This window comes from Micromonospora costi, assembly GCF_003626655.1.
Lineage (GTDB): Bacteria > Actinomycetota > Actinomycetes > Mycobacteriales > Micromonosporaceae > Micromonospora > Micromonospora costi.
Map to the genome: position 1 here is coordinate 484,747 of NZ_RBAN01000004.1, position 23,064 is coordinate 507,810.

Annotated in this window: 15 protein-coding genes; 5 read left to right on the top strand and 10 right to left on the bottom strand. The window is 72.0% G+C overall.

What is annotated here, in order from left to right; translation table 11 throughout:
* Window positions 1-61: 61 nt before the first annotated feature.
* From D7193_RS24020 to D7193_RS24030, 3 genes are all read right to left on the bottom strand, one after another.
* Complete coding sequence (locus D7193_RS24020; RefSeq protein ID WP_120781787.1) at window positions 62-1,261, bottom strand: MFS transporter; 1,200 nt, start codon at window positions 1,259-1,261, stop codon at window positions 62-64.
* A gap of 171 nt (window positions 1,262-1,432) precedes the next feature.
* On the bottom strand, window positions 1,433-3,913 hold the full coding sequence (locus tag D7193_RS24025) for a LamG-like jellyroll fold domain-containing protein (protein WP_120781788.1): 2,481 nt from the start codon (window positions 3,911-3,913) through the stop codon (window positions 1,433-1,435).
* Window positions 3,914-3,970: 57 nt separating this feature from the next.
* Entirely contained in the window at window positions 3,971-6,865 is a 2,895-nt protein-coding gene (locus tag D7193_RS24030; RefSeq protein ID WP_120781789.1) for a beta-L-arabinofuranosidase domain-containing protein, read from the bottom strand.
* A 267-nt stretch (window positions 6,866-7,132) separates the two neighbouring features.
* Here D7193_RS24030 and D7193_RS24035 point away from each other — a divergent pair, with 267 nt between their 5' ends.
* Window positions 7,133-8,248 carry a DUF4185 domain-containing protein gene (locus D7193_RS24035; RefSeq protein ID WP_120781790.1) on the top strand — a complete coding sequence of 372 codons (1,116 nt, stop codon included), beginning with the start codon at window positions 7,133-7,135 and terminating at the stop codon, window positions 8,246-8,248.
* A 31-nt stretch (window positions 8,249-8,279) separates the two neighbouring features.
* Here D7193_RS24035 and D7193_RS24040 read toward each other — a convergent pair whose 3' ends face one another.
* The 6 genes from D7193_RS24040 to D7193_RS24065 all read right to left on the bottom strand — a co-directional run bounded on the left by D7193_RS24040 (window position 8,280) and on the right by D7193_RS24065 (window position 16,449).
* Window positions 8,280-9,656, bottom strand: a complete 1,377-nt coding sequence (locus D7193_RS24040) for an FAD-dependent oxidoreductase (RefSeq protein WP_174242714.1) — start codon at window positions 9,654-9,656, stop codon at window positions 8,280-8,282.
* A gap of 195 nt (window positions 9,657-9,851) precedes the next feature.
* Window positions 9,852-10,550 (bottom strand): copper homeostasis protein CutC, encoded by a 699-nt coding sequence (locus D7193_RS24045; protein ID WP_120781791.1) that lies wholly within the window; start codon window positions 10,548-10,550, stop codon window positions 9,852-9,854.
* On the bottom strand, window positions 10,547-12,673 hold the full coding sequence (locus D7193_RS24050) for an ABC transporter ATP-binding protein (protein ID WP_120781792.1): 2,127 nt from the start codon (window positions 12,671-12,673) through the stop codon (window positions 10,547-10,549). Before D7193_RS24050 ends, D7193_RS24045 begins: the two co-directional genes overlap by 4 nt.
* Before the next feature lie 13 nt (window positions 12,674-12,686).
* On the bottom strand, window positions 12,687-13,610 hold the full coding sequence (locus D7193_RS24055) for an ABC transporter permease (protein WP_120781793.1): 924 nt from the start codon (window positions 13,608-13,610) through the stop codon (window positions 12,687-12,689).
* Window positions 13,607-14,566 carry an ABC transporter permease gene (locus D7193_RS24060; RefSeq protein ID WP_120781794.1) on the bottom strand — a complete coding sequence of 320 codons (960 nt, stop codon included), beginning with the start codon at window positions 14,564-14,566 and terminating at the stop codon, window positions 13,607-13,609. Before D7193_RS24060 ends, D7193_RS24055 begins: the two co-directional genes overlap by 4 nt.
* Window positions 14,567-14,643: 77 nt before the next feature.
* A complete protein-coding gene (locus tag D7193_RS24065) occupies window positions 14,644-16,449 on the bottom strand; it encodes a peptide ABC transporter substrate-binding protein (protein WP_120781795.1) in 1,806 nt (601 codons plus the stop codon).
* 289 nt (window positions 16,450-16,738) lie between these two features.
* Between D7193_RS24065 and D7193_RS24070 the strand changes: the two genes are divergently transcribed.
* The 3 genes from D7193_RS24070 to D7193_RS24080 are packed head-to-tail and all read left to right on the top strand — an operon-like array spanning window position 16,739 to window position 20,337.
* Window positions 16,739-17,884 (top strand): ROK family transcriptional regulator, encoded by a 1,146-nt coding sequence (locus tag D7193_RS24070; RefSeq protein WP_120781796.1) that lies wholly within the window; start codon window positions 16,739-16,741, stop codon window positions 17,882-17,884.
* Between the two features lie 13 nt (window positions 17,885-17,897).
* Window positions 17,898-19,367: a M81 family metallopeptidase gene (locus D7193_RS24075; RefSeq protein ID WP_120781797.1), complete on the top strand. Its 1,470-nt coding sequence runs from the start codon at window positions 17,898-17,900 to the stop codon at window positions 19,365-19,367.
* Window positions 19,368-19,371: 4 nt separating this feature from the next.
* Window positions 19,372-20,337 carry an ROK family protein gene (locus D7193_RS24080; RefSeq protein WP_120781798.1) on the top strand — a complete coding sequence of 322 codons (966 nt, stop codon included), beginning with the start codon at window positions 19,372-19,374 and terminating at the stop codon, window positions 20,335-20,337.
* 76 nt (window positions 20,338-20,413) lie between these two features.
* On the opposite strand, the gene D7193_RS24085 is transcribed toward D7193_RS24080, so the two are convergent.
* Window positions 20,414-21,967: a PQQ-dependent sugar dehydrogenase gene (locus tag D7193_RS24085; protein WP_120781799.1), complete on the bottom strand. Its 1,554-nt coding sequence runs from the start codon at window positions 21,965-21,967 to the stop codon at window positions 20,414-20,416.
* A 307-nt stretch (window positions 21,968-22,274) separates the two neighbouring features.
* Here D7193_RS24085 and D7193_RS24090 point away from each other — a divergent pair, with 307 nt between their 5' ends.
* Complete coding sequence (locus D7193_RS24090) at window positions 22,275-22,946, top strand: hypothetical protein (protein WP_241563354.1); 672 nt, start codon at window positions 22,275-22,277, stop codon at window positions 22,944-22,946.
* Window positions 22,947-23,064: the final 118 nt, after the last annotated feature.

Here is a 23,064-nt window from a genome sequence, read left to right on the forward strand (position 1 = left end):
TCGCCCGCTCACCAGAGCGTCACGCCACCGAGAGGAGCCGGACCGGCACCCTGGCGCCCGGTCAGGCGTCGGCACGGGGTGCGGTCGCCGTGGCGCGACGCAGCCCGAACAGGGCGACCAGGGCGAGGAGGATGACCGCCACCGAGTACTCGCTGGCGGTCCGGGGCAGGCCGCCGGCGTAGACCACCAGGAAGCCGGCGATGACGGTGGGCAGGCCGAAGCCGACGTAGCAGACGACGTAGAGCAGGGAGAGCACGCTTGCCCGTTCGTGCGCCTCGACGAGTGGCATGACCGTCTTGATGCTGCCCTGGAAGCCGCCACCGAACCCGACACCGCCGAACGCGAGGCCGACGAAGAAGCCGACGACCGAGTGCGCCATGATCGACAGCAGCGTGATGATCATGCCGAGGACGAGCGCGGTGATCCCGGTGATCATGATGGTCCCGGCGGCCGCGTTGCGCAGCACGAGGATGGCCACGGACCCGAAGACGGCGAACACGAAGAGGACCAGACCGCCGATCACGATCGACGAGTTCATGAGGGACCGCACGAGCGCCGGACCCAGCGCGCCGAAGAAGCCGGCCAGCGCCCAGACGGCGAAGACCACCGGAGCGACCACCAGCACCGGCCCGCGTACGGCGCGCGGCAGGCGGACGTCCGGCCGCAGACTCCGCCGCGCCCGACCCGTCGGTGTGACGGTCTCCGGCATCAGGACGATCCCGACGGCCTGCACCAGCAGCACCACGAGCAGGACGGCGTACACCAGTCGGGTGGGCGCGGGCAGATACCGGACGAGCAGCGCCGACAGCAGCGCGCCGACGCCGGTGCCGATACCGGGGGCGATCGAGTTCGCGAGCGTGCCGCGGGCGCGGCTGATGTCGAGCATGGCGGCGCCGAGGGCACCGATGCCGGCACCGGTCGCGATGCCCTGGACGATGCGGGCGGCCAGCAGTGCGGGGACGCCGTTGGCGAGGACGAAGATGACCAGCGAGGCCATCTGGACCGCGGTCGCGACCAACAGGACGGGCCGCCGCCCCACGTGGTCGGACAGCTTGCCGAGCGTGAGCAGGGAGCCCAGCACGGCGACGGCGTACACGGCGAACACCACCGTGGTCGTGACCGGCGAGAAGTGCCACTGCGCCTGATAGATCCCGTAGAGAGGGCTCGGGGCCGCCGACGCGGCGATGAAGGACACGAGGATCGAGGCGAGCAGGAAGAGGCAGAACCGCGGCGGAAGCCGACCCTGTCCGGCGATGCGCATCAGACGTGCTCCTCCGCTGAGCGACGGGCGGCTGCCGGTGCTGCCGCCCCGGACGCCCTCCCGCGCCCGGGCGGCAGCGGAGTACCCGGAAGGCTCCCGCGCACGCAGGCGCGTGGTGGCCTCTTCGGCGCACCGAAGAGGCCACCACGACGACGGAGAAGGGCCGCTCCCCTACCGCTCCGAGGCGTGCAGCTGGGCGACCTCGGCCGCCGAGAGGGCCCGGTCGTAGACGTGCACCTCGTCGACGGCGCCCCGCCAGTAGTCCACGGGACCGCCGTTGAACCGGGCGCGGCCGATCACGGTGTGGCCGCCGGCCGCCTCGCCCAGGCAGGAACTCGCGGTGCCCGCCGGCTGGCCGTCCACGTAGAGGGTGAGCGAGCCGCTGGCCGCGTCCCGGACGCCCACGAGGTGGTACCAGCGGCCGGTCTCCGGCGCGGTGGGCGCGAGCGCCCGTACCCCCGCGAAGCTGAACGCGAAGCGGTTGTCCGCGCCCGAGTACTGGAGGAAGAACGCGCTCGTGCGGTCGCCGTCCTGACTCACGGCGGTCGCGAAGCCGCCCAGGCTGTCCAGCCGCACCCAGGCCGACGCCGTGTAGCTGCCGGTCGTGTCGAGGATCGCCGCCCCGGTGTCGACGTACTGGTCGACGCCGTTGAGCTGCACCGCGCCGCCGGTCCGGCCCGCCGTCCAGGTGGCGCCGTTGACCAGGGTCCCGTCATGGTCGCCGGCCCGGTCCTCGGCCACCGTGCCGCTGCCGTCATCGAGCGGCCAGTAGCCCACGCCGGTGAGCCCCGGCGTTCCGGCGGCCGGCGGCGGCGCGTTCGCGCCCGTGCCGTCGACGGAACGGATGATGGCCCTGTTGACGTCCCGTACGCGGGCGAAGTCCATCTTCTGGACCTGGCGGTCGTACGTGTAGAAGCCGTTCACCTCGTGCTCGACGTCCGTCGTCTGCGTGTAGACGCCGCCGGAGAGGCCGCACCGGTTGGCCACGGTCAGCAGGTCCCGCTGGTTCTCGACGTAGCGCCGGGTGAGGGTGGCGCTGTCCGGGGTCATCTCGTAGGCGTGGCCCTCGCCGAACCACATGTGGTCGTCGACCTCCAGCCCGAAGCCGCCGTGCTCGCCGTCGACGGCCACCCGGTCGGCCGTCGGTGACGGGGTGGCCGGGCCCACGTACTGGTGGAAGTCGATCATGTCGCCGCGGCCGGAGTCGCCGCGGGAGGCGCAGCAGTTCACGCCGCTGTGGGCGTTGACCAGCCGGCTCGGGTCCTGGACGCGGAGGTCGTCGGCGATCCGCCCGGTCGCCGCGCGGTCCCACTCGCCCCAGCCCTCGTTGAACGGCACCCAGACGGTGACGGAGGTCCAGCTCTGGTGCTCGGTCACGATCTCCCGGAGCTGCCGCTGGAACTCCTGCTGGGCGTCGGCCGGCGGTGTGCCGCCGGTACGCATGGACGGCATGTCCTGCCACACCATGAGGCCCAGCCGGTCGGCCCAGTAGTACCAGCGGTCCGGTTCCACCTTGATGTGCTTGCGGATCGTGTTGAACCCGAGCCGCTTCGTCTCGGCGATGTCGAACCGCAGCGCCTCGTCAGTGGGGGCCGTGTATATGCCGTCCGGCCAGTAGCCCTGGTCCAGGGTGGACATGTTGAACAGGATCCTGCCGTTGAGCGTGAGGTAGAGCTTGCCGTCGGCGCCCCTGGCCTTGCCCACCTCGCGCATGCCGAAGTAGGAGTCGACCCGGTCGACGACCTTCCGGCCGGTGAGCACCCGCACCGTCAGGTCGTACAGGTACGGGGAATCCGGCGACCACAACTTCGGATCCGGCACCGGGACGCGGAGTTCGGTCCCGGCCGGCCCGGTGGCGCGACCGACGGCCCGGTTGCCCGCGTACGCGACGGCCTCGACGGTCACGCCGTCGCCGGCCGCGACGTGCGGGGTGAGCCGCAGGCTGCCGTCCGCGAGGTCCGGTGTCATCTGCAACCGCTCGACGTGGCTGGCCGACACCGGTTCCATCCAGACGCTCTGCCAGATGCCCGACGACGAGGTGTAGAAGATGCCGCGGTCCGGGACGTTGCGCTGCTTGCCGACCGGCTGCCACGTCCGGTCGGTGAGGTCGGTGACCCCGACCACCAGCTCCTGGCTCCCCCGGCCGCGCAGCGCGTCGGTGACGTCGACGCTGAAGCCGTCGTAGCCACCCCGGTGGTCCGCGACCCGGACGCCGTTGACCCAGACCGTCGCGTCGTAGTCGACGGCGCCGAAGTTGAGCCGCAGCCGCTCCCCGTCCCCGCCGACCTGCCAGTTCGGCGGCACCTGGAACGTACGCCGGTACCACATCCGGTCCTCGTGGCGCTGGATGCCGGAGAGTGCCGACTCGATCGGATAGGGCACGAGCACCCGCTCGCCGAGTTGCTCGCCGAACGGCGGAGCTTCGCCCTCGGCGGCGCCGGCGAACTGCCACACGCCGTTGAGGCTCTGCCACCTGTCACGCACCAGCTGCGGACGGGGGTACTCGGGCAGCGCGTTGTCCGGCGACACCTGGTCGGTCCAGGGCGTGGCGATCGGTGGCGTGCCCGGTTGCCAGGTGGCGTCGGCGTGTGCGACGGCGGGCGCGCCGGTGACCGCGAGCATCGCGGCCACCAGTGCGGTGAATGCCTTCATCGGTCGGGACCCCTCTCCCACGGCGGACACCAGTCAATCATCATCGTCGATGCCATGTCACTGCTCCAGGTCCTTCTTCGACCGCGCGGCGGCCGCGACGATGGCGTCGCGCTGCGACTCGGTGTGCCGCCCGGCGCTCAGCCACTCGTCCGACACCTGCGCCACGCGCCGCAGGAAGTGCCCGTGGTCGCGGAACGGCGCCGCCTCCCAGACCCGGTCGAGGAACGTCTCGCCGTCGTCGTCGCGGACGGCGTCGTTGGGTACGCCGGTGGCCGCCGAGCCGAAGACGACCTCCGGTTCGACCCGCTTCACGTACGGGTGGAAGGCGTTGAACTGCCCCGGCACCGGGTCCGCGACGTAGTACGGCGCGAGCGTGTATCCGTGCGTCGTGAAGTGCATCGGGACGTCGGTCGGCTGGATGGCGGCGGCCAGGTCGCCGTCGAGCTTGAGGTCGGCGAAGAAGGAGAACTCCCGGTAGCTGGGCGTGGCGTCGCGCACGACCATCAGCGTCGGGCCGTAGAGGATCGACTGGATCGACCGGTTGTCGAGCGCCTTCTCCACTCGGAAGCTGAAGGGCATCGCGATGTCGATCGTGTCCCCCCGCTGCCAGTCGCGGTCCAGGGTGACGTAGCTGCCGGGGGTGGCCGCGAGCCGCTGCTCGACACCGTTGACCCGGACGGTGTAGCCCTTCACGGCCCAGGACGGCACCCGCAGCCGGACCTTCAAGCGGCCGCTGCCCTGGTCGAAGCGCAGCCGGCTGGCGCCCTCGGTCGGGTAACGGGTGTCCTGGGTGATGACGAACCCGCGGCCGGGCCAGGTGAGCGTCGAGGCGATGAAGAGGTTGACGTAGAGCGTCGACTCGTCGGCCGACTGGAAGTAGATCGACTCCTGGTACTTGGTGTGGCTCTCGAGGCCTGTGCCGTTGCAGCAGCTGCCGTTGCCGCCGTACCGGCTGTACTCGACGACGCTGCCGATGCGACGCGACCGGCCGGGCCACATGTTCTGGTGGTAGGTCACCTCGGTCGCGGTGACGCTGTCGATGTCCCGCCGCGAGCTGAGGATCTGGTTGTGCAGCGCCCTCTCGTAGTAGTCCATGTACGCCGGGTCCTGGTCGTGGAAGAACAGGTTCCGGGTCAGCCGCAGCATGTTGTAGGCGCAGCACGTCTCGGCGTGCCGGGGATCCGAGTTCGAGGTGAACCCGGCGGTGATGACCCCGCGTACGCCGAAGTGCTCGCTGCGGCCGGCGCCACCATTGCTGAAGATGCGGTGCGGGACGACCATGGCCCAGAAGTTCCGGGCCGCGGTGTGGTACTCGCGGGCGCCGGTCTGCTCGTAGATTCGTAGGTAGCCGATGTTCGGCGCCATGTACTGGTTGGCGTGCCGTCCGTTGAGGATGTCGTTCTCCGCGAGCGTGGCGTCGAACAGGGTCGTGAAGGTGAAGGCCTTCGCGGTCCGGAGGTAGCGGGCCTTCGCGTCGGGATCCGGCGCGAGCGCTGCCAGCTCCGCCATGACCTCGTTCATGGAGCCCGCCTCGCCCGCGCTGTAGATGTTCCACATCTGGTCCAGCTCGGCCTGGCTGTAGCGGCTGAGTCGCCGGTGCGCCCAGTCCCCCATCCGGAAGACGATTTCCAGGGCCTCCTCGTTGCCCGTGAGGTGGTACGCGTTGAGCAGACCTCTCATGATCTTGTGGCAGGTGTACCACGGCGCCCAGACCGCGTTGGCGCCGCTGTTGGGCCGGAGTGTCGGCGGTTCGAGGCGGCTGAACTGGCCCTCGGGGAACGCCGCGAGGTAGCCGGGGTAGCTCGTCCCGACGATGGTGGCGTCGCGGCCGTTGCCCGAGTGGTCCCGGGCGGTCTCGCCCTCCTCCTCGAAGCGGTACCAGGCCACCAGGTCGGTCCGGTCCGGCGACTCCTGCGCCGGGTCCGCGGTGGCGAGCGCCCGCACCTCGGCGCCGGTCAGCGCCCGGCGGTAGACGCGGACGTCGTCCACTGTCGCATTGAGGTACGGGTCGTTGAGGCTCGGCGACCGGCCGATCCAGTTCGTCGTGGTGGAGCCCAGGTCGGCCGGGGTGAGGTCGATGGGGTTCTCGCCCACCTGGTCGCCGTCGACGTAGAGCCGGCCGGTGCGGTCGGCCGTGGAGATCGTGACCGCCACGTGCGCCCACTCGCCGACCGGGACCGAGTCGCGCGCGCCGTCGACGCGCTGTTCGCCGGCGGTTCCCTGCGTGCTGATGGCGAACCGCGGACCCGTGCTGGCAGAGGTCCAGGGCGACAGGGACAGGTAGGCGTTGGCACCGGCGCCGAAGTGGAGGACCTTGGCGTTGACCTGGCCGGCGGCGAGCCGCACCCAGACCGCGAACGTCACGTCGGTGACGCCGTCGAGCATCCGCCCGGGCAGCGCCACGTACTGGTTCGGGTGCGGGTCGCTGAGCCGTACCGCCTTGCCGGACCGGCCGGCGACCCGGCCGGTCTCGCGGGCGTCCAGCGCCCGCTGGCATGTGCCCAGCTCCTCGACCAGGTAGTCGAGCTTGTCGAGGAAGACCTCCTCGCCGGTGGCGGCGTACGCCTGGGAGAGCATCGTCAGGTAGTGCCCGGTAAAGTGCCCGCGCAGCAGGTGGTTCGGGGTGTCCCAGCCGCCCGGCCAGGTGCCGGGGGCCGGCAGGCCGGCGTTGGCCCGGAAGAGGTGCAGCATCCGGTCTGGTCCGTCGAGGACGCCTCCGGTGCCCGGGTAGTTGCGCGCGTAGTTGAGCATCCGGTCGCGCTTCTGCTGGAAGACGCCCTCGCCCAGGGCCACCTGGTCGAGGGCGAACGGCTTGGCGGCCGGGGCGGCACCGTCGCCGCCGCCGGCGGTCGCGGCCGCGGCGGGGGTCGACGTGATGGTCAGCGCGGCGGGGGCGGTGGCCGCCAGTGCGCCGATCTGGAGCAGGCGCCGTCGAGAGAACTGCTTGGCCACTTCTCACTCTCCTTCATCTGGCCGGTGGTGGTGAGCGGCGAGGCAGCGTTTGTGAACGTGCGCATGGCCGTCGCCTGCGGGGTGGACGGTGCCAAGTGAGTGAGCCGGCGCTAGACCACGTTATCGTTAACATCGTCGATGTCAAGACGGCCGGACGACGGGACGCGGCGGCGCGAAGCCTTGACCGGGCGGACGGGCGGTCGTAGGTTCCAGCATGCCCATCAATCGATTTCCCTCGATCGCCCCGTCGCCGGACAAGGACGAGACATGAGCCTCAACCGCCGGTTGTTCCTCGGTTCGGTCGCCGCCGCCGGCGTAGCGGCGACACTCGCCCCGCACCTGGCGCCCGCGCGGGCGCAGGCCGCCGTCTGGCGCAAGCGCCTGACCGGCGCCGACCTGGACACCAACCAGCGCTGGCGGGTCGCCGGCACCGACCTCGGCATCCCGTACGTGCTGGAGAACGGCTCGATCGGCTACCTGTTCGGCGACACCTTCGACACGCCGTGGCCGGAGGGCCCGCCGCTGCCCAACGACTGGCGCTCACCGGTGATGCTGCGCTCGAACATCCACCCCGGCGCCTCCGGCGGCGTGGTCTTCGACAGCGCGGCCCGGGTCGCTGGCAACGGCCGGGCGCCGGAACTGATGCACAACGGCCACAACGGGATCGGCATCGACGGCCTCTGGGAGGTGACCGTCATCCCCAACGACGGCATCAGCTTCCCCGAGACGGGCCGCCAGCTCATCTCCTACATGAGCATCGAGAACTGGAACTCCGCCGGCCCGGCCGGCCCGCACTGGAAGTCCCGGTACGCCGGGCTGGCGTACAGCGACAACGGCAACGACTTCGTCCGCACCCCGCTGAAGTGGTGGAACGACGGGGCCAACACCGACCCGTTCCAGATGTGGACGATGCAACGCGACGGCGACTGGGTGTACGTGTTCTCCGTCCGCTCCGGCCGGCAGGACGGGCCGATGATGCTGCGCCGCGTGCGATGGGACCGGCTGTTCTACCCCGAGTCGTACGAGGGCTGGGGCTGGAACGGCAGCACCTGGGGATGGGGTCGGCCCTGCACACCGATCCTCACTGGCCGCTTCGGCGAACCCTCGGTGCGTCGGCTCGCCGACGGCACCTGGGTGATGTCCTACCTCAACGGCGCCACGGGATGCATCGTGACCCGCACGGCCGCCGGCCCGGACCAGGTCTGGACGCCCGAGAAGATCCAGGTCACCCCGTGGCAGGAGCCCGGGCTCTACGGCGGCTTCATCCACCCGTGGTCCAGCCGCCGCGCCAACGACCTCCACCTGATGGTCTCGAAGTGGACCAGGACGCCCGACGGCCGCAGCACCGCGTACCACGTGAGCCAGTTCGTGGGCTCGGCTTGACGACCGGCGCCGCCGTGGTGTCGTCGCCGCCTCAGTGGGCGCGTCGGTTGACCCGCAGGGCGCGCAGGACCACGCCGGGCGTGGCCAGCGACTTCGGGTGCTCGCGCATCGACACGACCTGGTTGAACCGGCGCGCGATCGCGACATCCGTGACCGTCGCCCGGACGATCTGGTTGCTGGCCCAGCTCGAGAACCGGTACCCGCGCGGGTAGGGACCGTCCACGTGTGGCAGCGCCAGGTCCGCGGACGTCGACATCGACCAGGCCGCGTCCACCACCACCTTCTGGAGCGCGAAGAACTCGCGCGCAGGCGCCGTCAGGGCCGGGCCGGAGCGCAGGTACGTCGCGAGGGCGGCCGCGTGCAGGGCGGCGGCCGTCATCCCCTGCCCGTAGACCGGGTTGAACGAGGCGACCGCGTCACCCACGCTCACGAGCCCGGCCGGGAAGCGCGCGAGCGCGTGGAAGTCCCGCCGCCGGCTGTCGGCGTGCCGGTACGTCTGGACGTCGCCGAGCATCTCGTTGCCGGCCACCGCGCCGAACTCCGGCGGGAACTGCTCGCGCATCCGGCGCACGAAGTCGTCCGCCGTGTGGCCCGGCCGGTTGTCGCCGTAGCCGGCCATCATGGCCATCCACCGGCCGTCCTCCACGGCGAAGTACGCCGCGCCGGCCACGTCGGCGCCCCTGCTCGGGCTGTGCAGTGCGAGGACGATCGTGAGCTCCGGGTCCGGCTCGTGACGCCGGAACAGCGCGGTGGCGTAGTTGAGCCCGACCGTCATCCGCCGGATGACGGGCCGGTCCCAGCCCGCCCGGTCGAGCCACTCGGAGAGCCGGCTCGACCGGCCCATGGCGTCCACCACGAAGTCCGCCGTCTCGACGCCCGACGCGCCACCGGCCTCGTAGCTGACGCCGGTGGTCAGCGCACCGTCGAACACGAGGCCGGTGGCGCGGGCGGTCACGGTCTTGACGTTTGGCAGGCGCAGCACGGCCTGGCGGATCAGCCCTTCCAGAAGCGGCCGGCTGCCGGTCAGGCTGTCGGCGTCGTCGGGCACGAGCACCTTCGCGCGACCGTCGAGGTAGTTGCGCCGGCTCGGCGGCGGTGACTCGATCGCGCCCTGCGCCACCGCCTGCTCGCGGAAGCCGGGAAACAGCCGCTCGAGCTGCAGGAAACCGCCGGGCAGCAGCGCGTGCAGCTGCGTCCCCTGCGGCACTCCCGGCCTCGAACCCGGCGCGTCCAGGTCGTCCCGGTCGACGATCACGACGCTCTCCGCGTGGTCGGAGAGCACCCTCGCGGCCAGCAGCCCGGCCACGCTGCCGCCCACCACGACGGCCTTGCCCATGACCGGCATCGGCTCCTCGGGCGGGCGTACGGCGTTCAGCTCGGCGAAGGTCCGGACCGCGGAGCGAGGCATCGCGCCCTCCCAGAAGGTACGGCCCGTGCTGCCTCGACGCCGCCAGCGGCATCCGCGGGGCACGCCGGCAGACGAGCGGATCGCACTACGCCGACGATCCTCGCACAGGCCCACAACCCACGCCCGTACCGCCGCGACGCCGCCGGGACCGCCCGTGGTGTGTCGCGTCGGCCGGCGCCACCGGCCACGCCTGCGTCAGTCGCCGTGCGCGGCGGTGACGACCCGGCGTACCTCGTCGCCGTCGGTCGCCTCGCGCCCGTCGCGCTGCACCGGCGCCCGCAGGTGCACCTCCCGCGCCCCGGTCTCCGCGAGCACCTGCCGGACGTTGTGCGACCGGATGCCGCCGCCCGCGATGATCCGCAACCGGTCGCCGGCGCGCCGCCGCAGCGTGGCGATGCGCTCGGCGCCGGCCAGCGCGGTGGGCGCCGCCCCCGAGGTGAGGACCGCGTCGGCTCCGAGGTCGATGATCGCCTCAAGGGCGGCGATCTGGTCGTCGACCTCGTCGAAGGCCTTGTGCACGGTCACTGGCAGGGGTCCGGCCGCCTCGACGAGGCGACGCAGCACGGGCAGGTCGAGGCCGCCGCCGTCGGCGACCGCCCCGACGACCACCCCGACCGCGAGACCGTGCGGGTTGGGCAGGGCGCGGACGGCCTCGATGTCGGCGAGCATGACCTGCTCCTCGACCTCGCTCACCCGGAAGTCCCCGCCGCGGGGGCGGACCATCACCCGCACCCCCACCCGGCGCAGCGTCCGCAACGCCACCTCGACGGTGCCGAGGCTGGGGGTGGTGCCGCCCTGACCGAGGTCGGCGCAGAGTTCCAGCCGGTCCGCCCCGGCCGCCTCCGCCACCAGCGCGGTGGGCACGTCGCTCACGCAGATCTCGACGGTGGTCATGCCGCCGTCCCGGCCTCGACGGGCGTCCCGCTCGACTCGGGGCGCAGCGGGAAGTGGCAGGCCACCTGGTGCCGGTCGCCGGCCAGCGGCGGCTCGGTCTCGCAGATCTCCTGGGCGAGGGGGCAGCGGGTCCGGAACCGGCAGCCGGTGGGCGGGTTCAGCGCGCTGGGCAGCTCGCCGCGGATGGTGACGCCGTCGCGGGCGGTCGCGGCGCTGGGCGTGACCGAGGGGACGGCGTCGATGAGCGCCTGCGTGTACGGGTGCCGGGCGGCCCGGACCACGTCCCGGGCGGGTCCGACCTCGACGAGCTTGCCGAGGTACATGACGCCGATCCGGTCCGCCATGTAGTCGACGACGGACAGGTCGTGGCTGATGAAGACGTACGCGAGGCCGAGCTCGCGCTGGAGGTCCCGCATGAGGTTGAGTACCTGCGCCTGGATCGACACGTCCAATGCGCTGACCGGCTCGTCACCGACGATGAGCCGCGGTTGCAGGGCCAGCGACCGGGCCAGACCGATGCGCTGCAACTGGCCGCCGGAGAACTCGTGGGGGTAGCGTTCGAGGACCCGCCGCGACAGGCCGACCTGGTCGAGGAGGCTGGCGACGCGGGCCCGGCGCGCCGCCCCGTCGCCCACCTTCTGGATCTCCAGCGGTTCGGCGAGGATCGCGTCGACGCGCATCCGCGGGTTCATGGCGGCGTAGCTGTCCTGGAACATCAGCTGGACCTGCCGGTGCATCCGGCGGCGTTCCCGCCCGGTCAGGCTGGCGAGGTCGGTGCCGTCGACCAGGATCTGCCCGGCGGTCGGGCGTTCCAGCCCGACGGCCAGCCGTCCCACGGTGGACTTGCCGCAGCCCGACTCGCCGACCAGCCCGAAGGTCTCCCCCGGGCCGACGTCGAACGACACGTCCGCCACGGCGCTCACCTGCCCGGCGCCGCGGCGCAGCACCCCACGGCCGTGCGCCGCGTAGTTCTTGACCAGCGACCGCACCGACAGGACCGGCGTACCGGCCGGTTCGTCCGGCGCGGCCGTCGGTTGGGCCGGCTCCGGCGTCGCCTCGACGCGTACCGGGGCCGGCAGGGCGACCGGCGCGGCGGACGCCGCGGGCACGGGGTGCAGGCACGCGTACTGGTGCGACCCCGCCGACAGGGCGACGTCGGTGGTCCGGCACTCGTCGGTGACGTGGCGGCAGCGCGGCGCGAACCGGCAGCCGGTCAGCGGCCGGGACAGGTCCGGCGGCAGGCCGGGGATGCTGTAGAGCCGGGCGTTCTCGCCGCCCTCCCGGATCGCCGACTCGGGCAGCGCCTCCATCAGCGCCTCGGTGTAGCGGTGCCGGGGTGTGCGGAACAGGGTCGCGGTCGCGGCGGTCTCCACCACCCGACCGGCGTACATGACGGCGACCCGGTCGGCGCGGCCGGCGATCACCCCGAGGTCGTGGGTGACCAGGATGACGGCCATCCCGAACTCTTCCCGCAGGTCGTCGATCAGTTCGAGGATCTGCCGCTGCGTGGTGACGTCGAGGGCGGTGGTCGGCTCGTCGGCGATGAGCAGGCGCGGGGAGCAGACCAGGGCCATGGCGATGGCGACGCGTTGCCGCATGCCGCCGGACAGCTCGTGCGGGTAGTTGTCGACGATCCGGTCGGGGCGCGGCATGCCGACGCGGCGCAGGATGTCGATGGCCCGCTCCCGGGCCTCCGCCCGGCCGACTCCCTGGTGCACCCGGAGCGGTTCGGCGACCTGGACGCCGATCCGCATGGTGGGGTTGAGCGAGGTGAGCGGGTCCTGGAAGACCATGCCCATCCGGACGCCGCGGATCCGGCGTACCTCGTCGGCCGGCAGGGATCGCAGGTCGCGGCCCTCGAAGAGGATCTGCCCGCCGGTCACCCGGCCGCCGTGCGGCAGCAATCCCATGATCGACAGTGCCGTCATGGTCTTGCCGCTGCCCGACTCGCCCACGATGCCGAGGGTCTCCCCCGGCATGACCTCGAAGCTGACGCCGTCGAGGGCGTGCACGGTGCCGCGGCGCAGCGCGATGTCGGTGTCGAGGTCGCGCAGTTCCAGCAGGGGCTGGACCACTGCCGGCTCGCCGGCTGCCGGCTCGTGTCGGACGGTCGATTCGCTCATTCTCTGCTCCTGCTCAACGCCGCCGGAGGCGGACCTCGAAGGCGTCCCTCAGCCCGTCGCCGATGAAGTTGAAGGCGAGGACGATGAGGATGATGGCGATTCCAGGCGGGTACAGCAGCCACCAGTGGCCGCTGTAGGTGTCGGCGAGGCCGTCGGAGAGCATCCCGCCCCAGTTCGCCGCCGGCGGGGGAACGCCGAGGCCGAGGAAGGACAGGTACGCGACGTAGAGGATCGCGTCGGCGACCTGGAACGTCGCGTTGACGATCACGGTGCCGATCGCGTTCGGCACGATGTGCCGGCGCACCGCGCGGCTGCCCGTGCCGCCCATCCCGCGCATGGCCTGCACGTACTCGCGCGAGCGCAGCGTCAGGGCCTCGCCCCGGACCAGCCGGGCCGGCCCCAGCCACGCGAAGGCGCCGATGATGACGATGAGCATCGGCACGCTCGGCGTCACGATGGCGGCGAGCAGCATGAAGAGGAACAGCGAGGGGATCGACATCATCGCGTCGACGACCCGCATCATCGCCGAGTCCACCCACCCGCCGACGAACCCGGCGACGGCGCCCCAGAGCGTGCCGACGGCCGTGGCGAGGATGCCGGCCGCGAGCCCGACGATGATCGAGGTCTGGCCGCCGAGCATGAGCCGACCCAACTGGTCGTAGCCGACCCCGTCGGTGCCGAGCGGGTGTCCCTTCTCGCCGGGCGCCAGGTGGACGGCCTGGAGGTCCGTGTGCACCTGGTCGGTGTGGTAGAAGAGCGGGCCGAGGAAACAGACGCCGGCCAGCAGGACGAACAGGCCCAGGCCCACGAGGGCGAGCCGGTTCTCGCAGAAGACGACCACGCCCTGCCGCCAGAGGCCGCGCACCGGCGCCTCGGACGCGTCGGCGGGCTGGTCGGGGACGGCGCCGGGACGGACCGCCTCGGAGAGTGTGGTCATGACGCGCTCCCGCGGAGTCGGACCCGGGGATCGACGGCGGCGTAGAGCAGGTCGGCGAGGAGCGCGCCGACGACCGTCGCGATCGAGATGATGACCGTGACCCCGAGCAGGATCGGGAAGTCACGCTTGAGCGCCGCCTGCCAGAACAGCTGCCCCATGCCGGGGAAGTTGAACAGTGACTCGACGACCAGCGCCCCGCTGAACAGGGCGGGCAGGTACATGCCGAGCAGCGTGATGACGGGGAACAACCCGTTGCGCAGCGTGTGCCGCAGCACGACCCGCCGCTCCGAGAGGCCCTTGCTGCGGGCGGTGCGTACGTAGTTCTCGTTGAGGTTGTCGACCATCGTGGAGCGGACGTAGCGGGAGTAGACCGCGATGGTGACGATGGCGAGCGTGACGGTGGGGAGCACCAGCCCGGCGGGGTCGGCGAGCACCTCCGCGACCGTGAACCCCTGCGGCGCCTCCGGTGGCAGGACCGGCCACACCTGCGAGAAGAGGATGATCATCATGAGGCCCATGAAGAAGATGGGCGTGGCGTACGCCAGCAGCGACAGCGAGGTGATGGCGTAGTCGGGCCAGCGGTTGCGGCGTACCGCCTGGATGACGCCGAGCGGGATCGCCAGCACGATGGCCAGCAGGGTCGACAGCAGCGAGAGCACCATCGTCTTCGGCAGCCGCTGGCTGATCGCCTCGACGACCGACTGGTTGAGCTGGTACGAGTAGCCGAGGTCGCCGTGCAGCAGCCGCTGCACGTACATGACGTACTGCTGGAACCAGGGCCGGTCGTACCCCATGTCGTGGTTGAACGCCGCCAACTGCTCCAGCGTGGCCTCCTTGCCGAGGGTGGCCCGCGCGGCGCCCCCGGGCAGCAGGTGCAGGATGAGGAACGCGATCACCGTGACGAGCACGACGACGACGAGGGCCTGTCCCAGGCGCGTGATGAGGTACCGGACCACGTGGGCCGTTCCTCCTCCCCGGTCGGGGCCCCGGCGGCGCGGTACGCGCCGCCGGGGCCGGGACGATCAGTGATCGGTCACTTCCAGGACCAGTCCTGGAAGTACATGAAGTTCATCGGGTCCTGCGGCTCGACTCCCTGGAGGCCGGAGCGGTACGCGGAGACCTGGAAGACCGGGTTCGGCATCCAGAGCACCGGCAGGTCCTTGGCGAGGAAGTCGTTGTACGCCTTGAGCGCGCTCTCGTCGCCGGAGAACTGCGTGGCCTCGATGAGCTGGTCGGCCTCCGGGTTGCTGTAGCTGCCCAGGTTCACCGGGGCGCCGGTGGCGAAGAGCCGCTCGCCGCTGGCGAAGGCCGGGTAGTACCAGCTGCCCTGCGACCCGAAGAAGGACATGTCCCACGAGCAGGTCGCCTCGGTCGGCTTGCAGGCCGGGGTGACCGCGACGGAGTCGGGCACCTCCTTGATGGTCAGCTGGATGCCGAGCTTGGCCATCTGCGACTTGATCTCGGCGAACATCTTCGTGGTGGCGGCGAAGCCGGTCTGGCTGGTCACCGTGAAGGTCAGCGGGGTCCCGGCGGCGATGCCCTCGCCGCACTGGTTCGGCCCGGTGCCCGGCGTCTGGCAGGTGGTCTGCCCGTCCGGGGTCACCTTCCAGCCGTGGCTCTCCAGCAGCTCCTTGGCCTTGGCGGGGTCGAAGGAGTAGACGCAGCCCGCGGCGTCGGTGCCGTTGGTGCCCGGCTTCGCCGGGACCGGGCCGCAGGTCGGCGCGGCCGTGCCGGACCAGATCACCTTGCTGATGGTCGGCTGGTCGATGAGCATCTGCAGCGACTGCCGGAGGTAGGGCTGCTTGAACAGGACCCCGGTCTTCGGGTTGTTGAAGTTCAGCTGGAGGTAGGTGACGGACCAGCCGTACCACGGGGAGACCGTGTAGCCCTTGGACTTGAGGTAGCTCTCCTGGGAGAGGTTGGCCGCGGGGACGTACCCGTAGTCGATGTCACCGGCGCGCAGCACGTTGAACTCGGCGTCGTCACCGGTGAACGGCCGGAGGACGATCTTGGCCAGCTTCGGCTTGTCCACGCCGGAGTAGTTCGGCTGGGCGGTGAGGGTGACCTCGCCACTCGGCACGTACTTGTCGAGCTTCCACGGACCGCTGGTGACCTTCCACAGCTCGTTGGAGGCGTACGTCTTGAGGTCCTTGGAGGCGGCGGTCAGGAAGTCGAAGACCTTCCTGGCGCCCTCGGGCGTGCTGGCCAGGTTGCCGACGGCCGCGCCCGCGGAGTCCTTGTCCCAGGCGTGCTGCGGCATGGGGGTGATGCGGTTGAGCTGGTTGTCGACGAACCAGGCGGTGTTGTACGCCTTCGTCGTGGTGATCGAGAAGGTCTTCTCGTCCTTGACCGACCACTCGGCGATGTTGTCCGGGAAGCCGCCGGCCCGGTAGGACGCCCACTTGTCCTTGTTCGCGGTGACGAGGTCGTACCAGAACTGGATGTCCTTGGTGGTGACGGGCTTGCCGTCGGACCAGGTGTTGTCCTTCAGGGTGATGGTCAGCGTCTTGCCACCGTTGCTCAGCACGGGCGGCTCGGCCATCGAGCGCTGCGGGTCGATGTTGTACTGCGCCGTGCCGTCCAGCTTGTACTGGTACAGGGACCGGTAGAGCGCCTGGCCGAAGATGGCGTTCTCGCCCTGGGTGAACCCGGGTGCCGAGATCGGCAGGATCCAGTTGGGGGTGCGGAAGGCGACGGTCGCGGTGTCCTTGCCCTCGCTGCCGCCGCTCTTCGACGAACCGCTGTCGCCACCGCAGGCGACCAGGCCCGCCCCGAGGGCGATCGCGCCTACCACCGCCACCGCGCCGCGGAGGGCGCGCCCGGGAAATCTGCTCCTCATGAGTCTCCTCGATTGATTGCACGTGCCCCGCGTCGCCGGGCGCCGGCGGCGGCGCCATGTGTCCAGCCGCCCTGTGCTGCTCCTCGACGTTCGACGCGGAGAATGTATCCGCGCCGAAGTACCGAGTCAACGAAAATTTCCCTCTTTATTCGGCAACTTAGGTCGGGGTACGCTCGAAGTCGGCGAAGTATCGACCGATACTCTTCGCGCGGACTCCGGAACGCACCGCCCTCGGCGCTGCGACACACTGAGGCGGCGCCGGAGGACCGCCCGACCGAGGAGAGGCAACGTGGAACCATCGATCTCCGCCACTCTGCGTGACCAGACCCTCGACCTGTTGGGCAGCGGTGCGGCGACCTCGCGCGCCGACCTCGTCGAGGCGCTGCAGGTCGCCCCCTCGACCGTCACCGCCGTGGTGCGCCGGCTCCTCGAGGAGGGAGTGATCCTGGAGGAGGGGGTCGGCCGCTCCACCGGCGGCCGGCGTCCCCGGATCCTGCGCCTGCGCGAGACGAAGGGCGTCCTCGCCGTCGCCGAGCTGGGCGGCCGGCACGCCCGCGTGGGGTTGTGCGCGCCCGGCGGTGGGTTGGTGACGACCGAGGAGGTGGCGATCGAGATCGCCGCCGGCCCCGACGAGGTCTTCGACGTCGTCGCGGCGACGTTCGCGCGGCTCCAGGCGGCGACCGCGCCCGGCCAGCCGTTGCTCGGCGTCGGCGTCGCCCTGCCGGGCCCGGTCGAGTTCCCGCACGGGCGGCTCGTCGGCCCGGCCCGCATGCCCGGCTGGAGCGGCTTCGACGCGAGCGCCCACCTCGCCGCGCGCTTCCAGGTGCCCGTGGTCGTCGACAACGACGCCAAGGCGGCGGCGATCGGCGAGTACGTGACCCGGGGCCAGGAACCCGGCGACATGATCTACGTGAAGGCCGGTACCGGCATCGGCGCCTGCCTGGTCAGCGACGGCCAGGTCTACCGCGGAGGCCGCGGCCTCAGCGGCGACGTCACCCACGTACGGGTGGCCGACAGCGGCGAGCGGGTCTGTTCCTGCGGCAGCCGGGGCTGCCTGGAGACCGTCGCCAGCGGCGCCGCGCTGGCCCGCCAGCTCGGCGAGCAGGGCTCGCCGGCGACCAGCGTCCGCGACATCATGGCCGCGGTCAGCGACGCCGACCCGACCGTGGTCACCATGGTGCGCCACGCCGGCCGACTGCTCGGGGTCGCCCTCTCCGGCCTCGTCAACTTCCTCAACCCCGACGCCGTCGTCATCGGCGGCGCACTGTCCAGCCTCGACGTCTACGTGGCCGCCACCCGCGGGATGCTCTACGAGCGCTGCCTACCGTCCATGACCCAGTCCCTGATCATCGAAGCCAGCGTCGCGGGCCCCGATGCGGCCCTGGTCGGCCTCGGGCACCTGCTGCGCACGACGGCCGACGTACGACCCTCCTGAGGAGCCAACACCCGTGCCCCGTCCCCTCCGCATCGCCATCGGCGGCATCCACATCGAATCCAGCACGTTCTCGCCCCACGTGAGCACCGCCGACGACTTCGAGGTCACCCGCGGCGACGCGCTCCTGGCGCGGTACGACTGGCTCTCCCCCGCCCGGCCCTGGGCCGTCGACGTCGAGTGGATCCCACTCGTGCACGCCCGGGCGCTGCCCGGCGGCGCGGTCGACCCCGCCACCTACGAGGCCTGGGCGGGCGAGATCGTGGAGAAGCTGGCCGCCGCCGGCCCGCTGGACGGCATGCTGCTGGACTTCCACGGCGCGATGAGCGTCGTGGGACGCGACGACGCCGAGGGCGACCTCGTCACGGCCATCCGCTCGGCGATCGGGCCGGAGCCGTTCATCTCCACCGCCATGGACCTGCACGGCAACGTCTCACCGGTGCTCTTCGACGCCTGCGACCTGCTCACCTGCTACCGCACCGCCCCGCACGTCGACGTGTGGGAGACCCGGGAACGCGCCGCCCGCAACCTGGTCGAGGCGCTGCGCCGGCAGCGACGCCCACACAAGGCCCTCGTCCACGTGCCGATCCTGCTACCGGGCGAGATGACCAGCACCCGCGAGGAGCCCGCCCGGGGGCTCTACGCGCGGATCCCCGAGATCGAGGCCCGGGCGGGCATCGTCGACGCGGCGATCTGGATCGGATTCGCCTGGGCCGACCAGCCTCGCTGTCAGGGCGCCGTCGTCGTCACGGGCACGGACGCCGCCGCCACCACCGACGCGGCCCGCGAGCTCGGCGACCACTTCTGGGCCGCCCGCGACGAGTTCGCCTTCGTGGCCCCGACCGGCTCCATGGACGAGTGCCTCGACACGGCGCTCGCCGCGGTCGCCGATCCGGCCCGGCGACCGTTCTTCATCAGCGACTCGGGTGACAACCCCGGGGCCGGGGGCGCCGACGACGTCACGTTCGCCCTCGACCGGATGCTGGCCCGGCCCGAGATCCGCGACGGATCGCGCCGCGCCGTCTTCGCCTCGCTGGTCGACCCGCAGGCCGTGGCGCAGATCGCCGACCAGCCGATCGGTTCGCCGGTGCGGGTCACGGTCGGCGGGCGGATCGACTCCCGGGCCCCCGGTCCGCTGCCGCTGGAGGGCACGCTGGAGGCGGTCGCCGACGACCCCGACGGCGGGCGGTGCGTGAGCGTGCGGGTCGGCGGATGCAGCGTCTTCGTGACGTCCCGCCGGATGCAGTACCGCCTGCTGAGTTCCTACGAGCGGCTGGGGGTCACGGTCGACGCGGTGGACCTCGTCGTGGTGAAGATCGGCTACCTCGAACCCGAACTGTTCGACGCCGCCGGCGACTGGTTGCTGGCGCTCACCCCGGGCGGGGTCGACCAGGATCTCGCGCGGCTGCCGTACCGGAACGTGGTGCGACCGATGTTTCCGCTCGACCGCGACTTCACCGCGGACCTCGCCGTGGTGACCGGGTGATCGCGTGACCCAGCCCGAAGACCGGTGCGTCCTCGCCGTCGACGTCGGCGGGACGACCATCAAGGGGGCCGTGGTCGGCGACGACGGGCACATCCGGCATTCGCTGACCGTGCCGTCGCGGGCCGACGACGATCCGGTCAAGGCCGTCCGGTCACTGTGTCTCCAGTTGCGCGACGACGCACTCGCCCTCGGCGCCACGCCCGCCGCGATCGGCGTGGTCACGCCGGGCCTCGTCGACGAGGTGGCGGGTGTGGTGCGGTACGCCGCCAACCTCCGGTTCCGCGACGTGCCGCTGCGCGCCCTCGTCTCCGACGACCTCGGGTTGCCGGTGGCGGTCGGGCACGACGCGCGTGCCGCCGGTGTCGCCGAGGCGGTGGCCGGGGCGGCCAGCGGCCTCGACAACTTCCTGCTGCTGCCGCTGGGCACCGGCATCGCCGCGGCCGTGGTGGTGCACGGCGCGCCGGTGCCCGGCGCCACCTGCGCGGCCGGCGAGGTCGGCCACATGCCCGTCTACCCCGGCGGGGAGCCGTGCAGTTGTGGGCAGCGGGGATGCCTGGAGGTGTACGCCTCCGCCGGCGGGCTGGCCCGTCGCTACGCCCGGTTGGGCGGCACGCCGGGGGCGGACAGCCGGGATATCGCCGACGCGGTCGCCACCGACCCGGTGGCCCGTGCCGTGTGGGACGACGCGACGCGGGCGCTGGGGACCGCCCTGGCCACCCTGACCCTGACCCTCGACCCGGCCCGCATCGTGCTCGGCGGTGGCCTCGCGGACGCGGGCGCGCTGTTCTTCGACCCGGTACGCGACGCCCTCCGGGGGGCCCTCGCGTGGCGGCCGCCGCCCCCGGTGCTGCGGTCGGCCTTCGGCGCCCAGGCCGCGCAGGTCGGCGCCGCGATCATGGCCCGGCGGGAGGCCGGTCTTCCCGTTCCCGAAGGTTGGGGCACGGCCGCGCTCGCGCCGCCCGTCGCCTGACGGCCGGGGGCCGAGGACGTACGAGGTGACCCGCCCGTCCGCGTCGGGCGGGCGGGTCACCCCCGGGCGTCGGTCGTCAGCGCCGGTGGATCGTGTAGACCGCGCCGTTGGTCAGCGAGAGGACGGCGAGGGTGCCGTCCGGAGCGGTCTCGATGTCGGTGACGGTGCCGAAGTCCCGGCCGACGAGCAGGCTCTCGCTCTCGGTGATCTCGTGCTTGGCCAGGTTGTCCGCCACCCGGTCTCGCAGCCGGGGATCATCGACCGCGATCTGGCGGCGGTTGCCGGTCAGGTTGAAGCGGAAGAGGTAGCCGCCTTCGAGGGCACCGGTCGCGGCGCCCAGGAACAGGTCGCCCCGGTACTCCGGCCCGAGCGCCCGGCTGTCGAGGAAGCCCATGCCGCCGGGTGCGACCTCCCACTTCCAGCTGAACTCGGGATCGCTGTAGTGCGCCCCGGGCAGCATGAACAGCCGGCTGAGCGCCGTCCACGGGCTGTCGGCGATGTTCGACGGCGGCCACCGCAGCTGCTGGAGGTTCTGCCCGCCGAACGTCGTCTCGATCTCCTTGAACTGGCCGATCCGCGACACCGGCCCGGCGATCTGGATCCAGCCGCCGTTCATGCCCGGTTCGAGCCGGTTGATCTCGCTGAAGCTGTCGTCACCGTTCTCCTGCATCCACACGTCGCCGCTGCGCGGGTCGACCGCCATGCCGAAGCCGTTGCGGTGGCCGTACGAGTAGATCTTCTGGACGGTGGCGCCGACCTCGCCGCCCATGGCCGCGCCGACGCGGAAGAACGGGTTGTTCCAGGGCGTGCTTCCGTCGTCGTTGAGGCGCAGCACCACGCCGCTGAGGTGGGCGCGGTCGGCCCGCGGCCCGCCGAACTGGTCGTCGGGCACGACCGGCCCGGGGCAGACGGCTGTCGGACCGCAGGTGAGGTTCTGGAGCTGGCCGCGCCGGCCGAGGTCACCGGTGAAGACGTACAGCTTCCCGTCGCGGCCGAAGCTGATCACCCCGCCGTTGTGGTTGCCGCGCGCGGGCTGGCCGGCGTCCTCCTGCGTGGCGCGGATGCGGATCAGGGTGCGGTCGAACGTGAGGGTGCTGCCGTTCCACACGAACCGGTCGACCCGGTTGCCGAGCAGCGGGGTCTCCTCGAGGACCGTGGTGTCCGCGCCGGTCGTGCTCTCCGTCCAGTACAGGTAGACCCCGGGATCGGCCGGGAAGCGCGGGTGCAGGGCGATCCCGAGCAGACCCCGTTCGGAGGCGGCGTTGACGGCGAGGTCCAGCGGTGTGCCGGCGACGGCGCCATCCACGACGCGCTGGACCCGACCGGTCGTCTTTTCGATCACCAACAGGTCGTCGTCGCCGAGGAACGCCATGCCCGTCGGGCTCACCAGGCCCGTGGCGGCCGTCCGCACCGCCAGCTTCCGGTCGAGCATGGTGGGGCCGCCCGGCTCGGCGTTCGCGGGCGCGCCGGGGACGGTCGCGGCGAGTCCCGACGCGGCGACGGCCAGCAGGGCGGCGGCGGCGCGAAGCCGGTAGCGACCCGGCCGTGCCGGACGGCGTCCCGGCGATCCAGGCGGTACGTCGGGGGTCCTGCGGCGCGGGACGACGGTACGGAGGATCCGTGCGTGCATGCCAAGCTCCCTTTCCTGCCCGAGTGGTGACCTGCGCCGCGGGGCCGGTTGCGGGCCTGCGACGACGCCGGTCCGATGTGGTGTTCTGCCTGTTCAACGTGGGCGCAGGCCCGGGTCGTTACGGTCGGTGGGCCTGCCGGTACCCACTGGAAGGCACGCACGGCGGACGGGTCCGGTTCACTCTCCGTCGTGCGGAGTGGACAGATGCGTGACGGTCTCGCGTGTCGGCAATCCGTCGTTGTCTGCCGTGGGCTCTCTCCGTAGCGTCGCGATCACACACCGAAGCCGCGCGGAAGGGTCCCCCCTCGTGACCGACATCGTCGCTCCGCAGCTCGTCGTGAACAGCAGGATGATCTACTTCGGCTGGCTACCGGCCGATCCGGAGGCCGTGGCGGCCCTCGTGCCCGACGGGCTCGAACCGGCACCGAACCGCCAGGTCTTCATGAACCAGTACGTCGTCGACGGCGACGGGCAGACGTCCGGCTTCGGCGCGTACTCGCTCACGTACATCGGTCCGGACCTGTCCGGCGTCGACGCCCCCGACGGCGTCACCCCCGGCCGCTGGTGGACGCACTACCTCAACTCGAGTCCGGCGGTCCGCGCGTACGCCGCCGCCCGCGGCGTCCCGGCCGCGGCCGGGACGACGACGATCGACGTGCGGGGCCACCGCCTGGTCGCCACGACCGAGGCCGACGGCGTGCCGGTCATCAGGACGACGGCCCGCGTCGGCCGCACCGGCGACGCCGTGAACCGGGGGCAGCTCCGCTACCTCACCCGCCTCGACGGCAGGCTGCTGAGCGGCAACTACCCGTTCGTGGCGGAGCCGGTCGACCCCTTCGTGGTGGAGTCGCTGGAGTTCCTGGAGCCCGACCACCCGGTGTACGCGCTGCGCCCGGCCGAACCGCTGCAGGTCGTGTGGGGTTTCTACTCGCCCCGTTCGTCGTTCGCCTACCCGGGCGGCGAGTCGGCGCTCGGGTAGGCGTCCCGGAGACGCTCCGCGTCGCCTGGCGCCCCGATCCGCCCCGCCGGCTCACACGCTGGCGGCCGGGCCGGCGCGTCCCCGACGACGACGCGCCGGCCGGGCGGGTGGACCGGTC